This window comes from Cellulomonas fulva (assembly GCF_018531375.1).
Lineage (GTDB): Bacteria > Actinomycetota > Actinomycetes > Actinomycetales > Cellulomonadaceae > Cellulomonas > Cellulomonas fulva.
Genome location: NZ_JAHBOH010000002.1, coordinates 84699 through 100447 on the forward strand (window position 1 = coordinate 84699; position 15749 = coordinate 100447).

Consider the following 15749-nt stretch of genomic DNA (forward strand, 5'->3'; position numbering starts at 1 on the left):
GGCGTGGGAGGGCTGGTCGGACAGGGTGGTGCGGGTCCGGCAGGATGGGGGCACCGACGTCGAGGAGGAGCGGGCATGACTGGGTACGACGAGCAGGCAGCGGCGGGGCGTGAGGTCGCCGACGAGAACCCGGACGTGGCCTACGACGGCGACGAGCGCATCACCGCGTTCTGGCAGGCGGCGCGCGGGCACGTGGGCTTCGGCAAGCTGGACGGGATCGTCGGGGCGGTGCCGCTCGACGTGGTCCCGCCGCCGTCGTTCTCCTACGGCGAGGGCGCGGAGGCCGACGCGGCGGTGCTCGAGGTGCTGGCCGGCACGCGCACGCAGGGCTCGACGCCCCGGGCCGACTTCCACGAGGGCGACGAGCTGCCGCGCGTGGGCGACCTGGCGATCGTCCTGGACAGCGCGGCCGAGCCGCGCGCGCTGATCCGCACCACGGAGGTCACGGTGACCGACGACGCGGTGGCGGAGACGTACGAGCTGATCTACCCGACCCGCGGCGCCACCCCCGCGGTCGACTGACCCGCTCACCGGGACCCCGCGCCGCCCCTGCCCACCGTCCCGACGGGACTGCGCACGGTCTCGAGGCGCTGCGTGCGGGCCGGCGGCTGGGAGACGGGCGCAGGGAGGCGCTGTGTCGGATGGTGAGATCGGTGTATCGCGGGGTGGGACGGCCGGTAGCGTGGGGGGATGAGCAGCAGCGCTACCGCCCGGGACATCAACCTCGCCGTCGTCGCCGGTGACGGCATCGGCACCGAGGTCGTCGAGCAGGGCCTGCTGGTGCTCGACGCGGCGCTGTCCGGCTCGGGCGTCGGCGTCACCACGACGGACTTCGACCTGGGCGCGCGCCGCTGGCACGCGACGGGGGAGACGCTCACGGACGCGGACCTCGAGGCGATCCGCACCCACGACGCGATCCTGCTCGGCGCCATCGGCGACCCGAGCGTCCCGTCGGGCGTGCTCGAGCGCGGGCTGCTGCTCAAGCTGCGCTTCGCGCTGGACCACTACGTGAACCTGCGCCCCGGCAAGCTGTTCCCGGGCGTGACGAGCCCGCTCGGCAACCCCGGCGAGGTCGACTTCGTCGTCGTGCGGGAGGGCACCGAGGGCCCGTACGTCGGCAACGGCGGGGCGATCCGCGTGGGCACGCCGCACGAGGTGGCGAACGAGGTCAGCGTCAACACGGCGTTCGGCGTGGAGCGCGTGGTGCGCGACGCGTTCGCCCGGGCCGCCGCGCGCCCCCGCAAGAAGCTCACGCTCGTCCACAAGCACAACGTGCTGGTGCACGCCGGGCACCTGTGGCGCCGCACGGTCGAGGCCGTGAACGCCGAGTTCCCGGACGTCACCGTGGACTACCTGCACGTCGACGCCGCCACGATCTTCCTGGTGACGAACCCGAGCCGGTTCGACGTGATCGTCACCGACAACCTGTTCGGCGACATCCTGACGGACCTCGCCGCGGCGATCACCGGTGGCATCGGCCTGGCGGCCAGCGCCAACATCAACCCGGACCGCACGGCGCCGAGCATGTTCGAGCCGGTGCACGGCTCGGCCCCCGACATCGCCGGCCAGGGCAAGGCCGACCCGACCGCCACCGTGCTCTCGGTCGCCCTGCTGCTGGACCACCTGGGCCTGCACACCCAGGCCCGGACGGTGGAGGACGCCGTCGCGGCCGACCTGGCCGAGCGCGGCGCCACCGCGCGAGTACGGTCGACGGCCGAGGTGGGCAAGGACCTCGCCGCGCGCGTCGCCGGCTAGTCGCTCCTCGTCCCACCGAAGGTCGTCGTCCCCCGTCCCCGGGTCCCCGGTGACGAGACGGCCGACCTGCCGTACGCCTCCGTCCGCCGTGACGTCCGTGCCGCGTGGCAGCGCGACGCGCTGAACGGCACGACGAGGCCCGCGGACAGTTCACCAGGCCGCCGCCGCCGGGTACCGTCAGACCAGCCCAGGTGAAAGGCCCCCACATGAGCACCGTCGCTTCCCCCACGTCCGCCGACCTCTTCGAGGTGCACGGGACGACGAGCCCCGCCTCCGACGCCGAGCGCGCCGAGCTGCTCGCCGCGCCGCGGTTCGGCACCGTCTTCACGGACCACATGGCCCGCATCACGTACTCGCAGGAGGACGGCTGGCACCACCGGCGCGTCGAGCCGTACGGACCCCTGCAGCTGGACCCCGCGACGTCGGTCCTGCACTACGCGCAGGAGATCTTCGAGGGACTCAAGGCGTACCGGCACCCGGACGACTCGATCTGGACGTTCCGCCCGCAGTCGAACGCCGCGCGCTTCGCACGGTCGGCGCACCGGCTGGCCCTGCCCGTGCTCCCCGAGGCCGACTTCCTGGGCGCGATCGAGGCGCTGGTGCGCACGGACGCCGCCTGGGTGCCCGCGGGCGAGGAGAAGAGCCTGTACCTGCGGCCGTTCATGTACGCCTCGGAGTCGTTCCTGGGCGTCCGGCCGTCGCTCGAGGCGGAGTTCCTGGTCATCGCCTCCCCGGTGGGCCCGTACTTCGCGGGCGGCGTGCGGCCGGTGGCCATCTGGGTCGACCAGCAGCTGCACCGCGCGGGCGCGGGCGGCACCGGCGACGCCAAGTGCGGCGGCAACTACGCGGCCAGCCTGCTCCCGCAGCAGAACGCCTACGCCAAGGGCTTCGAGCAGGTGTGCTTCCTCGACGCGTCCACCAAGACCTACCTCGAGGAGCTCGGCGGGATGAACGTCGTGGTCGTCCACGCCGACGGGTCCGTGGTGACCCCGCCGGTGGCGGGCTCGATCCTCGAGGGCGTCACGCGCTCGTCGATCCTGCAGCTCGTGGCGGACGCGGGCCACGAGGTCTCGGAGCGCCCGATCGCGCTGGCCGAGCTCAAGGCCGGCCTCGCCGACGGCTCGGTCACCGAGGTGTTCGCGTGCGGGACCGCCGCGGTGATCACGCCGATCGGCCGGCTGGCGAGCGACGACTTCGACCTCACGGTGGGTGACGGGACGGCCGGTCCGGTCACGACGAGGACGCGCGCCGAGCTCACCGACATCCAGTACGGCCGCGCGACCGACCGGCACGGGTGGCTGCACCGCATCGCCTGACCTGGCGACGACGAGAGCCGCCCACCCGCTCGGTGCGGGAGGGCGGCTCTCGTCGTCCTGCGTCGTACGGAGTCGTACGGAGTCGTACGGCTTCGTACGGCGTCGTGCGGCGTCGTACGGTCGCCGGCGGCCGGTGACCGTGCGGCGGTGCCGTCAGGTGGTGACCACGGTGGTGGTGCGGGACAGGACGCCGCTCAGGAGCGACCAGATCGCGATCCCGACCAGCAGGTTCACCGCGCCGGCGCACAGGGCTGCCGTGGTGTCGTCGGTCCAGGTGAGCGGGAGGAGCGCGGCGGCGACGGTCGCGAGCGCCATGATCCAGCCGAAGAAGGCCCGCGGCCGCGGCGTCGAGATCAGCAGCAGGTGCAGCAGCGCGGCCGCCGCGATCGCCGCGACGAACCCCGCGACGGCGTAGGCCCACGAGTCGCTGTCGGTGCCGAACGGGTCCTTGACCACGATGCCGACGTCGAGGATCGACTGGAAGACGAGCACCCCGACGACCCCGACGAGAGCCGCGACGATCCCGGTGGCGACCGCGCCGCCCCAGTAGGGGCCGGCGCGCAGGACGACGCGGGAGGTGGGCGCCGGCGCGGGCGTGCTGGCGAAGGCCGGCGGCACCGGCTCGGCCGGCTGCGCCCAGACCGGCTGGACGGCCGGTGGCGGTGACGCCGGGACGGCAGGCTGGGCGACCGGCTGCACGGCCGGCGGCGTGACCGGTGGTGTCACCGGGGTCGTGGCCGCGGGCTCGCCGTACGCGGACGGGCGCGGGGGGTAGGCGGGCTGGTCGGGCGGTGGGACGGACACGATGGCCTCCTCGCCGGGATGGGCAGCACGACGGCACGGACGGCCGTCGTCCTCGCCACGCTAGCGGCGTAGCGCCGCACCGCATCCCGAACGCCGGAGCGGGAGCCCCGGCCCGGCGCAGTCCGAGGGATGGACCTCCCGGGGAGCGGGCGTGACCGGTGCGCGTGACCTGTGCCACCATGTGGCCATGTCCCCGTGGACCGCGATTATCGACTAGCGCGCCGACCCACCCGTCGGCGCGCAGACCTCCCGTACCCCGGGGGGTCTTTTTGTTGGTGCGGGTCCGTCTCACGAGGACACCCCCGCACCACCGGCACGGCCCCCGCCCCGCCCGCACGTGAAGAGAGCAGCACCGTGAGCGCAGTGAACGGCACGACCCCCGCCCCGAGCACCTCGACCGCACCGACGGCGCTGCCGCGCCTCGCCGGCCAGGCGTTCCAGGTGTACGACACCACGCTGCGCGACGGTGCGCAGCAGGAGGGCATCGCGCTCTCGGTGGCGGACAAGCTCGCGATCGCCGTGCTGCTCGACGAGCTCGGCGTGGGGTTCATCGAGGGCGGCTGGCCGGGCGCGGTGCCCAAGGACACCGAGTTCTTCAAGCGCGCCGCCAAGGAGCTCGACCTGCGCAACGCCGAGCTCGCCGCGTTCGGTGCCACCCGCAAGGCGGGGACGCGGGCCACGGACGACCCGCAGGTCCGGGCGCTGCTCGACTCCGAGGCGCCGGTGGTCGCGGTGGTGGCGAAGCACGACGTGCGGCACGCGGAGCGCGCGCTGCGCACCACCGGCGAGGAGAACCTCGCGATGATCGCCGACACGGTCGCGCTGCTGGTCCGGGAGGGCCGGCGCGTGGTGGTGGACGCCGAGCACTTCTTCGACGGCTACCGCTACGACGCGGCGTACTCCCGGCAGGCCGTGCTGACGGCGTTCGAGGCGGGTGCGGAGGTCGTGGCGCTGTGCGACACCAACGGCGGCATGGTGCCGTCCTGGGTCACGCAGATCGTGCAGGACGTGCGCGCGGCGGTCGGCCCGGACGCCGTCCTGGGCATCCACGCGCACAACGACTCGGGCTGTGCCGTGGCCAACACCCTCGCGGCGGTCGAGGCCGGCTGCGCGCACGTGCAGGGCACGGTCAACGGCTACGGGGAGCGCACCGGCAACGCGGACCTCCTCGCGGTCGTCGCCAACCTCGAGCTCAAGTACGGCCTGCCGGCGCTGGCGCGCGACGACGAGCGGCCGGGCGGGCTGCCGGAGCTGACCCGCATCGCGCACGCGATCAGCGAGATCACCAACATCTCGCCGTTCGCGCGCTCGCCCTACGTGGGTGCCAGCGCGTTCGCGCACAAGGCCGGCCTGCACGCGTCCGCGATCCGCGTGGACCCGGACCTCTACCAGCACACGGACCCCGCGCTCGTCGGCAACGACATGCGGATGCTGGTCTCCGACATGGCGGGGCGCGCGTCGATCGAGCTGAAGGGCCGCGAGCTGGGCTTCGACCTCTCCGACCGCCCCGACGTGCTGTCCCGCGTGACCGAGCGGGTGAAGGACGCCGAGGCGCGGGGCTACACGTACGAGGCCGCGGACGCATCGTTCGAGCTGCTGCTGGTCGAGGAGATCGAGGGCGGCCGGCCGCAGTACTTCCGGGTCGAGTCGTGGCGCACGATCGTCGAGCGGTCGGGCGGCCGCGGCACGCCCGCCACGGCCGAGGCGACGGTCAAGCTGCACGCGGGCGGCGAGCGCTTCGTCACCACCGGTGAGGGCAACGGCCCGGTCAACGCGCTCGACCACGCGCTGCGGCAGGCCCTGGTCGGCGCCTACCCGGAGCTCGAGGCGTTCGAGCTGATCGACTTCAAGGTCCGGATCCTCGACTCGATGCACGGCACCGACGCGGTCACGCGCGTGCTGATCGAGATGACGGACGGGCAGACGTCGTGGAGCACGGTCGGGGTCGGCCCCAACCTGCTCGAGGCCTCCTGGGAGGCGCTCACGGACGCCACCATCTGGGGGCTGCTGCACGCCGAGGTCGCCCCGCGCTGAGCCGCCGCCGGGGTCACCCTCGCGCGCGAGCCGGTTCTGGACGGTCTTTCGCGGCGACGCGCGTCTGGGCCTAGCCTCGGAACCGACGACGCACCTGACGGCGGGGGCACGAGGGAGGAACGCGCAGTGACGAGCACGGAGCCCCGCGGCCCCGACGCGTCACCGCCACCCACGACGAGGAGCGGCACGCCCGCCGCGCGACGTTCCTGGTGGTGGGCCGTGGTGGTCGCCGCCGTCGTCGTGGCGGTCCTCCTGCTCGTCGTGCAGCCGTGGGGCTCGCACGAGACCGAGCCCGTGATCGTGCCGACGACGGCGAGCCCGACCCCCACCGCGCCGCCGACCGGTCCCGCCCCGCGCCCCTCGCCGACCCCGACGGTCCCGCCCGTGCCGGGGGAGGAGGCGGAGTTCGACGACGACGCGCTCCACCTGCTCTTCGTCCGGCAGCGCGAGCTGCAGAGCGTGGTCCCCGCGGCGGAGGACGGGGTCACGGCCGGCATCCGTCCCGGCGAGCTCACGTGGGGGCTGCCGCAGGGATCGAGCGTCGACCCGGCGCAGTGCAACGTCGCGGTGACGGTCGTCGACGCCACCCCGCCGGGCTTCGACGCGCGCTCGTGGGGCAACGACGCGATGGAGTTCACGCAGACGCTCACCCGGCTCGACGACGCGGCGCAGGCGCAGGAGGCCTTCCGTGACCTGGTCACCGCGGTCGACGGCTGCCCGACCTACGCGCAGGTGAACCCCGGCACGGACGGCGCGCGCTGGGCCGCCCAGCCCGCGATCGAGGGCCAGGGGACGTACCCCTCGATCGTGCAGGAGGTCGTGCACGTCGCCGAGGGCGCGCGCACGCCCACCTACCGCGGCCACCTGCTCGTCGGGAACGTGATCGTGTCCTGGACGGCGGCGGCGGTCGCCGAGGGGGACGACGACGCGGCGCGCCTGGCGACGCTCGGCCCGCCCGAGGCGCTCTCGATGATGGTCCAGGACCGCGCGCGCCTGGCCGTCCAGTCGCTGGGCTGAGCGTGCCTAGGCTGGTGCCGTGACGGACGACGAGCACCACCAGCACGACGAGCACGAGCACGCAGAGCACGCAGAGCGTGTAGAGCCGCGGCACGGCGAGTACAAGGTGCCGGGCGGCAAGCTCGTCGGCGTCGACCTCACGGTCCGCGACGGCGTGCTCGCGGACGTGCGGGTCGCGGGCGACTTCTTCCTGGAGCCCGACGAGGCGCTCGCGGAGATCGACGTCGCGCTCACCGGCCTGCCGGCGGACACCACGACGACCCGGCTCGCGACGGCGGTGCGCGAGCACCTGACCGCCGCGCAGGACGCGGGCCGGCTCGTCGGCCCCGTGGCGATGGTCGGGTTCGACGAGCGCGCGGTCGCGGTCGCGGTGCGGCGGGCGCTCGGCCTGTCGACCACGTGGGAGGACCACACGTTCGACGTGATCCGGACCGGGCCGCTGCACCCCGCGCTGCACGCCGCGCTGGACCAGGTGCTCACCGAGGAGCTCGCCGCCGGCCTGCGCGGGCCGACGCTGCGGTTCTGGGAGTGGGAGGACCCGGCGGTGGTCATCGGGTCGTTCCAGTCGCTGCGCAACGAGGTGGACCTCGCCGCCGCCGAGCGGTACGGGATCACGGTGGTGCGCCGCGTCTCGGGCGGTGGCGCGATGTTCATGGAGGCGGGCAACTGCATCACGTTCTCGCTCGTCGTGCCCGCGTCCCTGGTCGACGGCATGACGTTCGAGGAGTCCTACGCGTTCCTCAACCAGTGGGTGCTCGGTGCGCTCGCGGACGTCGGCGTCGAGGCGACGCTCACCGGCCTCAACGACATCGCGTCGCCCGCCGGGAAGCTCGCGGGCTCCGCCCAGAAGCGCGTGGTGGGCGGTGCGGTGCTGCACCACGTGACGATGTCCTACGACATCGACGCCGCGAAGATGCTCGAGGTCCTGCGCATCGGCCGCGAGAAGGTCTCGGACAAGGGCACGCGCAGCGCGGCCAAGCGCGTCGACCCGGTCCGCTCGCAGACCCAGCTGCCGCGCGAGGAGGTCATCGACGCGTTCGAGGCGCACTTCCGGGCGCGGTACTCGAGCGTCACGGGCGACCTGCGGCCCGACGAGCTGGAGCGGGCCGAGGAGCTGCGCCGCACCAAGTTCGCCGACGACGCGTGGACCGCCCGCGTGCCGTGACGGCCGCGCCCACGGTCCCCGCGGCGCCCGGTCGCCCGCGGGCGTTCACAGGACGGGGACGTCGCGGGACGCGAGGGCGACGAGCGCGACGAGGCCGAGCACGGTGAGCGTGCCCGCGACGACCGCGACGAGCCGTCCGCCCAGGTAGGTCGCCGGCACGTCCGGCAGGTGCCGCCGCATCGCGGCGACGACGACGAGAGACGCCGCGACGAACCCCGCGAGGGTGAGCGTCCACGCCGCCGGACCCACCATGGTCTCGAGCAGCTTGCCCGCGCCGACGCTCCCCGCCGCGAGGCCCAGCGCCGTGCGCCGCCAGGACAGCCGCGTCCGCTCGCGGGCGAGCCCCGCCTCCTGCGCCGGCCCGGCGGAGGTGCTGGGCGGGTCCGTGCGCGAGGGGAGCGGGTGGCCCGGCTCGTCGGGGGGAGTCACCGCACCAGCATCCCGACCAGCACCAGGGCACCGGCCACGCAGACCCCGACGACGAGCACCGCGAACCCGGCGGGCGCGGGCAGCGGCCGGCCCTCGCGGACGGCGCGCTCCGCCCGGGCCCAGGCCCACCAGGCCATGAGCGGCGTCAGCGCCCCGAGCGTGACGAGCAGCAGTGCGGCCGCGAAGCGCAGGTCCTCCTGCACCGGCAGCTCGAGCGCCTCGAGCGCGACGCCGCCCGCCAGCAGCGCGAGCGCGGTGCGGACCCAGGCCAGGAACGTGCGCTCGTTGGCCATCGAGAACCGCGCGTCCGGCTCCTGCCCGGTGCCGTAGACCCACGCGGGGAAGCGGCGCGGTGCGCGGTCGCTGCTCATGGACCCATCTTGGCGGTATCTCCGGTCCGTCCGCGCGCTCCTGCCTGACGACCCGGCGATGCCGGGCCGGTCCAGCCCCACCTGCCGCCCGATCCCGAGTCCGATCCCGAGCACCCGACGAGGACCACGCCCATGCACCGCACGACGCCGGAACGGCTCGACCTCGACCGCGAGCTGCGGCGCATGGCGCTGCTGCACGCGCGGGAGACGTGGGCGCGCGGCGGGCGGGGCGCCGCCCGCGTGCGCCGTGCTCAGCGCGAGCCGAACACCGCCGTCCCGACGCGCACGACCGTCGCGCCGTGGGCGATGGCGAGCTCGAGGTCGCGGCTCATGCCCATCGACAGCCCGTCGGCCGCCGCGGTGCCCGGGGCGCCACCGGTGACGACCTCGTCCCGCAGCGCCCGCAGCGCGTCGTAGCCCGCCGCGACGACCCGCTCGTCCGGGGAGTTCGCCCCGACGGTCATGAACCCGGTGAGCCGCAGGCCCGGCAGGGCCGCCACGTGGAGCGCGAGGGCGCGGGCCGCGGACGGGGCGACGCCGCTCTTGGTGGGCTCGCCCGAGACGTTGACCTGCACCATGACGTCCAGCGGCGCGGGCAGCCCGGCCGCGCGGGCGGCGAGGCGATCGGCGAGCTCGGGTGCCGCGACCGTCTGCACGCACCGCGCGAACCGCAGCACCGCGTTGACCTTGTTGGACTGCAGCGGGCCGATGAAGTGCCAGGCCGGGTCCAGGTCGGCGAGCAGGGGCGCCTTCGCGACGAGCTCCTGGACGCGGTTCTCGCCCAGCAGCACGGGGGCCGGCACGGGGCCGGCCGCACGCAGACCGGCCGCACGCAGACCGGCCGCACGCAGGTCGGCGTCCGCCTCCAGCGCCGCGCGGACCGCGGCGAGGGGCTGGGCCTTCGACGCGAGCAGGAGCGTCACCGCGTCGGGCGCGCGGCCGGCAGCCTCGCACGCTCGTCGGACGCGGTCCCGCACGGCCGCGAGCCGCTCGCGCACGTCGTCGTCCTCCACGTCGCCGGAACCTAGCGGACCCGGCGGCTCAGGGGCGAACCCGGGAGGTCCCCGATGCCGCGCGCGGGGGCGACGTGGGACCGTAGGCACGTGAAGACCCTGCTCAACGTCATCTGGCTGGTGCTCGCCGGCTTCTGGCTGGCCCTCGGCTACGTCGCGGCCGGCATCGTGTGCTGCGTGCTGATCGTCACGATCCCGTTCGGCATCGCGTCCTTCCGGATCGCCGGCTACGCGCTGTGGCCGTTCGGCCGCACCGTGGTCGACAAGCCGACCTCGGGCGTGTTCTCGGTGATCGGCAACGTGATCTGGCTGCTGGTCGCGGGGATCTGGCTCGCGATCGGCCACGTGGTGACCGCGATCCCGCTGTTCCTGTCGATCATCGGCATCCCGCTCGGCATCGCCAACCTCAAGATGATCCCGATCTCGCTGCTGCCGCTCGGCAAGGACGTCGTCTCGACGGACCGGCCGTTCGCGGGCTACGGCCGCTGAGCGACGGGGCTCAGGGCCGGGCCACGTCGGCGACGGTCGCGGACGTGAGGCGCACCAGGTCGGCGGGCGCGAGCTCGATGTCCAGGCCGCGGCGGCCGCCCGAGACCAGCACGGTGTCGAACACCCAGACCGTCTCGTCGACGACCGTCGGGTGCGCGGTGCGCTGGCCCAGCGGCGAGATGCCGCCGACGACGTACCCGGTCGCGCGCTCCGCGTCCGCGCGCGGCGCCATCGCGGCCTTCTTCCCGCCCACGGCGGCGGCGAGCGCCTTGAGGTCGAGCTGGCCGGTGACGGGGACCACGGCGACGGTGAGCGCGCCGTCGACCACGGTCATGAGCGTCTTGAAGACCTGCTCGGCCGGGACGCCGAGCGCGTGCGCCGCCTCGAGGCCGTAGCCGAGCTCGGTGGCCGGGTCGTGCTCGTACGGGTGCGCGGTGTGCGGCACGCCCGCCTGCGTCAGGGCGACGAGCGCCGGGGTCCCGGTCGGTGCGTGCCTGCCGTGCTTCGCCACGCGCCCAGGGTAGGGCGTGGCGCCCGCGTCAGACGGCGAGCCCGACGAGCGCGCCGATCCCGTAGGTGACCACCATCGCGACCGAGCCGCCGACGACGTTGCGCCGCACCGCCGGGGCGACGGGCGCGCGGCCGAAGCGGGCGCTCCCGGCACCGGTCACGACGAGCGCGAGCAGCACGGCGACGAACACGGCGGGCACCATCGCGCGGCCCCACGGCAGGAGCGCGACGAGCAGCGGCACCAGACCGCCGACGACGAAGGCACCGAGCGACGCGAACGCGGCGTGCCACGGGTTCGACTGCTGGTCCGCCGCGACGGCGCCCGCGCGCTCGGCGTCGCGCTGGGAGCTCACCGAGACGTACTCGCCCGCCGCCATCGACAGCGCGCCGGCGACCAGCCCGGCGACGCCCGCCGTGAGGACCACCGTGGGTCCGGGGTCCGCCCCCGCGACGCCGACGACGATCGCGGCGACCGAGACGATGCCGTCGTTCGCGCCGAGGACGGCCGCGCGGAGCCGGTTGAGACGGGCGGCGTCGACCGGCCCGCCGTGCGCGCCGTCGTGCTGCCCGTCGGGGGTCGCGGCGGGGTTCCGGGTGGCCGGGTGCAGCAGGGTCGTCAGCGCCGTCATGGCCTCACCGTAGGCACGTCCCGGCCGCGCTGTCATCGTTGGAAAGCCTGCCCTGACCTGGGCTTTCATAGGTTTGGCTGGCCTATCTCCGGGCTCGGCCCGGGCGACGCCCGCGACGACGAGCGCCCTACAGCGGGCCGACCGCCGTGACGCGCAGGACCACCTCGCCGGCCTCGTCGGAGGCCGCCAGGTCGACCTCGGCGTCGATCCGCCAGTCGTGGTCGCCCTCGGCGTCGTCCAGCACCTGGCGCACGCGCCAGGTCGTCGCGCTCGTCGTGACCTGGAAGAGCGCCGGACCACGTGCGGGCGGGCCCGTGAGGATCTCGTCGTGGTCGTCGTAGAACGGGTCCAGCGCCGCGGACCAGCGGTCCGCCGTCCACGGCGCCTGCTCGAGGTCGAGGTCGCCGAGGGCGGCGAGCGCCCCGTACTGCTCGCGCGCCGCGAGCTCGACGCGGCGGAACAGGGCGCCGCGGACCAGCGCGCGGAACACGCGGGGGTTGCCCGTGACCGGCTCGGGCGTGTCGTCGTCGATCCCGCCGGGCGCGTCCGCACCGTGCTCGTCGAGCGGGTTGGCGAGCCGCTCCCACTCGTCGAGCAGGCTCGAGTCCGTGCGCCGGACCAGGTCGCCCAGCCACTCGATCAGCTCCCAGAGCTCCTCGGTCCGCGCGTCCTCCGGGACGGTCTGGCGCAGCGCGCGGTAGGCGTCGGCGAGGTAGCGCAGGAGCACGCCCTCGGTGCGGTCGAGGGTGTAGAGGCTGACGTACTCGGCGAACGTGGCGGCGCGCTCGTGCATCTCGCGCACCACGGACTTGGGGGACAGCTCGAGGTCCGCGACCCACGGGTTGGTCGTCCGGTACGTCGCGAAGGCCGCGGCGAGGAGCTCGGCCAGGGGTCGCGGGTAGGTCACGTCCTCGAGCAGCGCCATGCGCTCGTCGTACTCCAGCCCGTCCGCCTTCATCCGCGCGACCGCCTCGCCGCGCGCCTTGTTCTCCTGCGCCGCGAGCACCTGGCGGGGGTCGTCGAGCGTCGCCTCGAGCACGGAGACGACGTCGTGGGCGTAGGCCGGGTCCGCCTGGTCGAGCAGGTCGAGCGCCGCGTACGCGAACGGCGACAGCGCCTGGTTGAGCGCGAAGTTGGCCGGCAGGTCGTGCGTCAGGCGCACGGTCCGACGACGACCACGGGGTGCGGTCTCGTCGGGCACCCAGGCCCGCTCGACGACGCCCGCGGCCCGCAACGACCGGTACACCGCCACGGCCCGGCGCACGTGCTGCCCGCGCGCCGACGGCGGCTCGTGGTTGTCCGTCAGCAGCCGCGTCATCGCCAGGACCGGGTCCTCGCCCTGCGCACCGCGGGCCAGGACGTGCAGCACCATCGCGTGCGTGACCGTGAAGCTGCTGGTCAGCGGCTCGGGTGGGGCGTCGCGGAGCCGCTCGAACGTCTTGTCGGTCCAGTTCACGTGCCCGGACGGCGCCTGCTTGCGGACGATCTTCTTGAGCTTGCGCGGGTCGTCGCCCGCCTTGGCGAGCGCGCGCCGGTTCTCGATGACGTGCTCGGGCGCCATGACCACGACCTCGCCCACCGTGTCGAAGCCCGCGCGCCCGGCCCGGCCCGCGATCTGGTGGAACTCCCGCGCCGACAGGTGCCGCATCCGGGTGCCGTCGTACTTCACCAGGCTCGTCAGCACCACGGTGCGGATCGGCACGTTGATGCCGACCCCGAGCGTGTCGGTCCCGCAGACCACGGGGAGCAGGCCCCGCTGCGTGAGGCGCTCGACCACGCGGCGGTACTTGGGCAGCATGCCCGCGTGGTGCACGCCCACGCCGTGCCGCAGCAGCCGGGACAGCGTGCGGCCGAACCCCGGCCCGAACCGGAACGCGCCCAGCTCGGCGGCGATCGCGTCGCGCTGCTCGCGGCTGGTCAGCGTCGCGGACAGCAGCGACTGCGCGCGCTCGACCGCGTCCTTCTGCGTGAAGTGCACGACGTACACCGGAGCGCGCCGCGTGCTGACGAGCTCGTCCAGCACCTCGTGCAGCGGGTCGACGACGTACGAGAACGTCAGCGGCACGGGGCGCTCGGCGTTGGTCACGACCGCGACCTCGCCGCCCGTGCGGCGCCGCAGGTCGTCGGCGAAGAACGTGACGTCGCCCAGGGTCGCCGACATCAGGACGAACTGCGTGCGCGGCAGCTCCAGCAGCGGCACCTGCCACGCCCAGCCGCGCTGCGGGTCGGCGTAGAAGTGGAACTCGTCCATGACGACCTGACCGACGTCCGCACCCGGCCCGTCGCGCAGTGCGAGGTTCGCCAGGATCTCCGCGGTGCAGCAGATGATCGGGGCGCCCGGGTTCACCGCGGAGTCGCCCGTCATCATGCCGACGTTCTCCGAGCCGAAGGCGGCGACGAGCGCGAAGAACTTCTCGCTGACCAGGGCCTTGAGCGGCGCGGTGTAGTACGTGCGCCGGCCCGCGGCGAGCGCGACGAAGTGCGCGGCGGTCGCGACGAGCGACTTCCCCGAGCCGGTCGGCGTCGACAGGATCACGTGGCTGCCCGTCACCAGCTCGAGCAGCGACTCCTCCTGGTGCGGGTACAGGCTCAGCCCCTGCTCGGCCGCCCACCCCGTGAACGTCTCGTAGAGCGCGTCAGGGTCGGTGGGGTCGGCCGGGATCCGGTCGGCGAGGGTCGCGGGCACCGACGCATCCTCCCATCCCGGCGAGGCACGAGGTCCCTGCGTCGCGCCTCCGCCGTCCGCAGCGCCAGCTTGTCGCGCCATGCCGGCATGACGTCGGCCGTCACCCGGACGGCCGTCGTCCCCGCGCTAGGGTCGGTGGGTATGAAGCCGTTCGTGCTGCTGGCTTCGCGGGCCGAGGACGCCGCCGCAGACGCCGAGTACGAGGCGATGCTGCGCTTCGGCGGCCTCGCCGAGCACGAGCTGCTGCGCGTCCGCATGGAGGCGGCGCCGCTGCCCGCGCTCGACCTCGACGCGTTGTCGGGCGTCGTCGTCGGGGGCAGCCCGTTCGACGCGAGCACCCCCGAGGTCCGCAAGTCGGTGACCCAGGTGCGCGTGGAGCGGGAGATGTCGGCGCTGCTCGACGTGCTCGTCGCGCGCGACGAGCCCTTCCTCGGCGCGTGCTACGGCGTCGGCACGCTCGGCACGCACCAGGGCGGGGTCATCGACCGGACGTTCGCCGAGCCGATCAGCGCGGTGCGCGTGTCGCTGACGGCCGCGGGGCGAGCGGACCCGCTGCTCGCCGACGTCCCGGACGAGTTCGACGCGTTCGTCGGGCACAAGGAGGCGTGCCGGGTGCTGCCGCCCACGGCGACGCTGCTCGCGAGCTCGGCGACGTGCCCGGTCCAGATGTTCCGCGTGCGCCGGAACCTCTACGCGACGCAGTTCCACCCGGAGCTCGACGTAGCGGGCATCAGCGACCGCATCCGCATCTACGGCGGGTACGGCTACTACGCGCCGGACGAGCAGGAGCAGGTGCTCGCCGGGGTCGCGGCGGCCGATGTCTGGGCGCCGCCGCGGATCCTCGCGGCGTTCGTCGCGCGCTACGGCCGGTCCGCCGACGGGTCCTCGGGTGCGGCGTCCGTCGGCTCGTCGGGCGGGTCGGTCTCGTCGGGCGGGTCCGTGTCGTCGGGCGGGTCGGTCTCGACGGGCGGGTAGGTCACGACGCCGGCGGCGTCGACGACGGGCCGGGCGCCCCAGGCGCCGAGCTCGTGGACGCGCGGTTCGCCCGGTCCGACGACGTGCAGCACCCGCCGGCCCCGCGCGGTGAGCGTGTTCGCGACGAGCAGGCGGTGGCAGCGCCACGGCATCGGCTCCGCGCACATGACCGCGACCCGGTGCTCCGCGGCGAGCGCGGTGAGCTCGCGGATCCCGTGCTCGTACGCCGGCTGCAGGGTGTGGTCCGCGTAGTTCTTGAAGCTCGTGTTCTGCCAGCCGGCGTTGGTCCGTGGGTCGACGTCCTGGCGACGTCGCCGCCCGCCCAGGTCGGCGAGGTGGGCGTAGCCGATCCCTGCGGTGGCGAGCCACCCCGGCATGAGGTCGCGGTGGAAGTGCGGGCTGCTGCGGGACCCGGGGTGGGCGCGCACGTCCGCGACCAGGTCCACGCGCTGGGCGGCGAGCAGGTCGACGAAGGCGTCCTGCGTGAGCGTCCAGTGCCCGATCGTCCAGATGTCCACCCGGTCAGTGTCCGCGCGCCCCGGCATCGGCGCGCGCG

Annotated in this window: 16 protein-coding genes; 8 read left to right on the forward strand and 8 right to left on the reverse strand. The window is 74.6% G+C overall.

The window, feature by feature from the left end:
* Nucleotides 1-75 precede the first annotated feature (75 nt).
* The 3 genes from KIN34_RS13955 (at nucleotide 76) to KIN34_RS13965 (ending at nucleotide 3071) form a co-directional block, all read left to right on the forward strand.
* Nucleotides 76-522, forward strand: a complete 447-nt coding sequence (locus KIN34_RS13955; protein ID WP_237689886.1) for an ASCH domain-containing protein — start codon at nucleotides 76-78, stop codon at nucleotides 520-522.
* Between the two features lie 168 nt (nucleotides 523-690).
* Nucleotides 691-1755 (forward strand): 3-isopropylmalate dehydrogenase, encoded by a 1065-nt coding sequence (locus KIN34_RS13960; protein ID WP_214352303.1) that lies wholly within the window; start codon nucleotides 691-693, stop codon nucleotides 1753-1755.
* Nucleotides 1756-1961: 206 nt separating this feature from the next.
* Nucleotides 1962-3071: a branched-chain amino acid aminotransferase gene (locus tag KIN34_RS13965; RefSeq protein ID WP_214352305.1), complete on the forward strand. Its 1110-nt coding sequence runs from the start codon at nucleotides 1962-1964 to the stop codon at nucleotides 3069-3071.
* 153 nt (nucleotides 3072-3224) lie between these two features.
* Here KIN34_RS13965 and KIN34_RS17420 read toward each other — a convergent pair whose 3' ends face one another.
* On the reverse strand, nucleotides 3225-3875 hold the full coding sequence (locus tag KIN34_RS17420) for a DUF6069 family protein (RefSeq protein ID WP_214352307.1): 651 nt from the start codon (nucleotides 3873-3875) through the stop codon (nucleotides 3225-3227).
* A gap of 411 nt (nucleotides 3876-4286) precedes the next feature.
* On the opposite strand from KIN34_RS17420, the gene cimA reads away from it, so the two are divergent.
* The 3 genes from cimA to lplAB all read left to right on the forward strand — a co-directional run bounded on the left by cimA (nucleotide 4287) and on the right by lplAB (nucleotide 8091).
* On the forward strand, nucleotides 4287-5909 hold the full coding sequence (cimA, locus tag KIN34_RS13975) for a citramalate synthase (RefSeq protein ID WP_214353088.1): 1623 nt from the start codon (nucleotides 4287-4289) through the stop codon (nucleotides 5907-5909).
* A 126-nt stretch (nucleotides 5910-6035) separates the two neighbouring features.
* Nucleotides 6036-6926, forward strand: coding sequence for a sensor domain-containing protein (locus KIN34_RS17425; protein ID WP_214352308.1), 891 nt, complete (start codon nucleotides 6036-6038; stop codon nucleotides 6924-6926).
* A 19-nt stretch (nucleotides 6927-6945) separates the two neighbouring features.
* Complete coding sequence (lplAB, locus tag KIN34_RS13985) at nucleotides 6946-8091, forward strand: lipoate-protein ligase LplAB (protein ID WP_504740129.1); 1146 nt, start codon at nucleotides 6946-6948, stop codon at nucleotides 8089-8091.
* 45 nt (nucleotides 8092-8136) lie between these two features.
* On the opposite strand, the gene KIN34_RS17195 is transcribed toward lplAB, so the two are convergent.
* The 3 genes from KIN34_RS17195 to KIN34_RS14000 form a co-directional block, all read right to left on the reverse strand.
* A complete protein-coding gene (locus KIN34_RS17195; RefSeq protein WP_214352310.1) occupies nucleotides 8137-8520 on the reverse strand; it encodes a DUF202 domain-containing protein in 384 nt (127 codons plus the stop codon).
* Nucleotides 8517-8891 (reverse strand): YidH family protein, encoded by a 375-nt coding sequence (locus tag KIN34_RS13995; protein ID WP_214352311.1) that lies wholly within the window; start codon nucleotides 8889-8891, stop codon nucleotides 8517-8519. The genes KIN34_RS17195 and KIN34_RS13995 overlap by 4 nt, the downstream gene beginning before the upstream one ends.
* A 251-nt stretch (nucleotides 8892-9142) precedes the next feature.
* Nucleotides 9143-9904, reverse strand: coding sequence for a YggS family pyridoxal phosphate-dependent enzyme (locus KIN34_RS14000; RefSeq protein WP_214352313.1), 762 nt, complete (start codon nucleotides 9902-9904; stop codon nucleotides 9143-9145).
* 90 nt (nucleotides 9905-9994) lie between these two features.
* On the opposite strand from KIN34_RS14000, the gene KIN34_RS14005 reads away from it, so the two are divergent.
* Nucleotides 9995-10393: a YccF domain-containing protein gene (locus KIN34_RS14005; protein ID WP_214352316.1), complete on the forward strand. Its 399-nt coding sequence runs from the start codon at nucleotides 9995-9997 to the stop codon at nucleotides 10391-10393.
* Between the two features lie 10 nt (nucleotides 10394-10403).
* Here the strand turns inward: KIN34_RS14005 and ybaK are convergent, their stop codons facing one another.
* From ybaK to KIN34_RS14020, 3 genes are all read right to left on the reverse strand, one after another.
* Entirely contained in the window at nucleotides 10404-10904 is a 501-nt protein-coding gene (ybaK, locus tag KIN34_RS14010) for a Cys-tRNA(Pro) deacylase (protein ID WP_214352318.1), read from the reverse strand.
* A gap of 28 nt (nucleotides 10905-10932) precedes the next feature.
* Nucleotides 10933-11532, reverse strand: coding sequence for a VIT1/CCC1 transporter family protein (locus KIN34_RS14015; protein WP_214352320.1), 600 nt, complete (start codon nucleotides 11530-11532; stop codon nucleotides 10933-10935).
* A 127-nt stretch (nucleotides 11533-11659) separates the two neighbouring features.
* A complete protein-coding gene (locus KIN34_RS14020) occupies nucleotides 11660-14218 on the reverse strand; it encodes a DEAD/DEAH box helicase (RefSeq protein WP_214352322.1) in 2559 nt (852 codons plus the stop codon).
* Between the two features lie 141 nt (nucleotides 14219-14359).
* Here KIN34_RS14020 and KIN34_RS14025 point away from each other — a divergent pair, with 141 nt between their 5' ends.
* Nucleotides 14360-15193 (forward strand): glutamine amidotransferase, encoded by an 834-nt coding sequence (locus tag KIN34_RS14025; protein WP_214352324.1) that lies wholly within the window; start codon nucleotides 14360-14362, stop codon nucleotides 15191-15193.
* Here KIN34_RS14025 and KIN34_RS14030 read toward each other — a convergent pair.
* Nucleotides 15079-15711, reverse strand: coding sequence for a DUF488 domain-containing protein (locus tag KIN34_RS14030; RefSeq protein WP_307858265.1), 633 nt, complete (start codon nucleotides 15709-15711; stop codon nucleotides 15079-15081). The genes KIN34_RS14025 and KIN34_RS14030 overlap by 115 nt on opposite strands.
* Between the last annotated feature and the right edge of the window lie 38 nt (nucleotides 15712-15749).

Bases quoted from the DNA above. Each gene is read 5' to 3' on its own strand.
- KIN34_RS13955 (WP_237689886.1), top strand. From the start codon at position 76: ATGACTGGGTACGACGAGCAGGCAGCGGCGGGGCGTGAGGTCGCCGAC.
- KIN34_RS13960 (WP_214352303.1), top strand. From the start codon at position 691: ATGAGCAGCAGCGCTACCGCCCGGGACATCAACCTCGCCGTCGTCGCC.
- KIN34_RS13965 (WP_214352305.1), top strand. From the start codon at position 1,962: ATGAGCACCGTCGCTTCCCCCACGTCCGCCGACCTCTTCGAGGTGCAC.
- KIN34_RS13995 (WP_214352311.1), bottom strand. From the start codon at position 8,891: ATGAGCAGCGACCGCGCACCGCGCCGCTTCCCCGCGTGGGTCTACGGC.
- KIN34_RS14015 (WP_214352320.1), bottom strand. From the start codon at position 11,532: ATGACGGCGCTGACGACCCTGCTGCACCCGGCCACCCGGAACCCCGCC.
- KIN34_RS14025 (WP_214352324.1), top strand. From the start codon at position 14,360: ATGAAGCCGTTCGTGCTGCTGGCTTCGCGGGCCGAGGACGCCGCCGCA.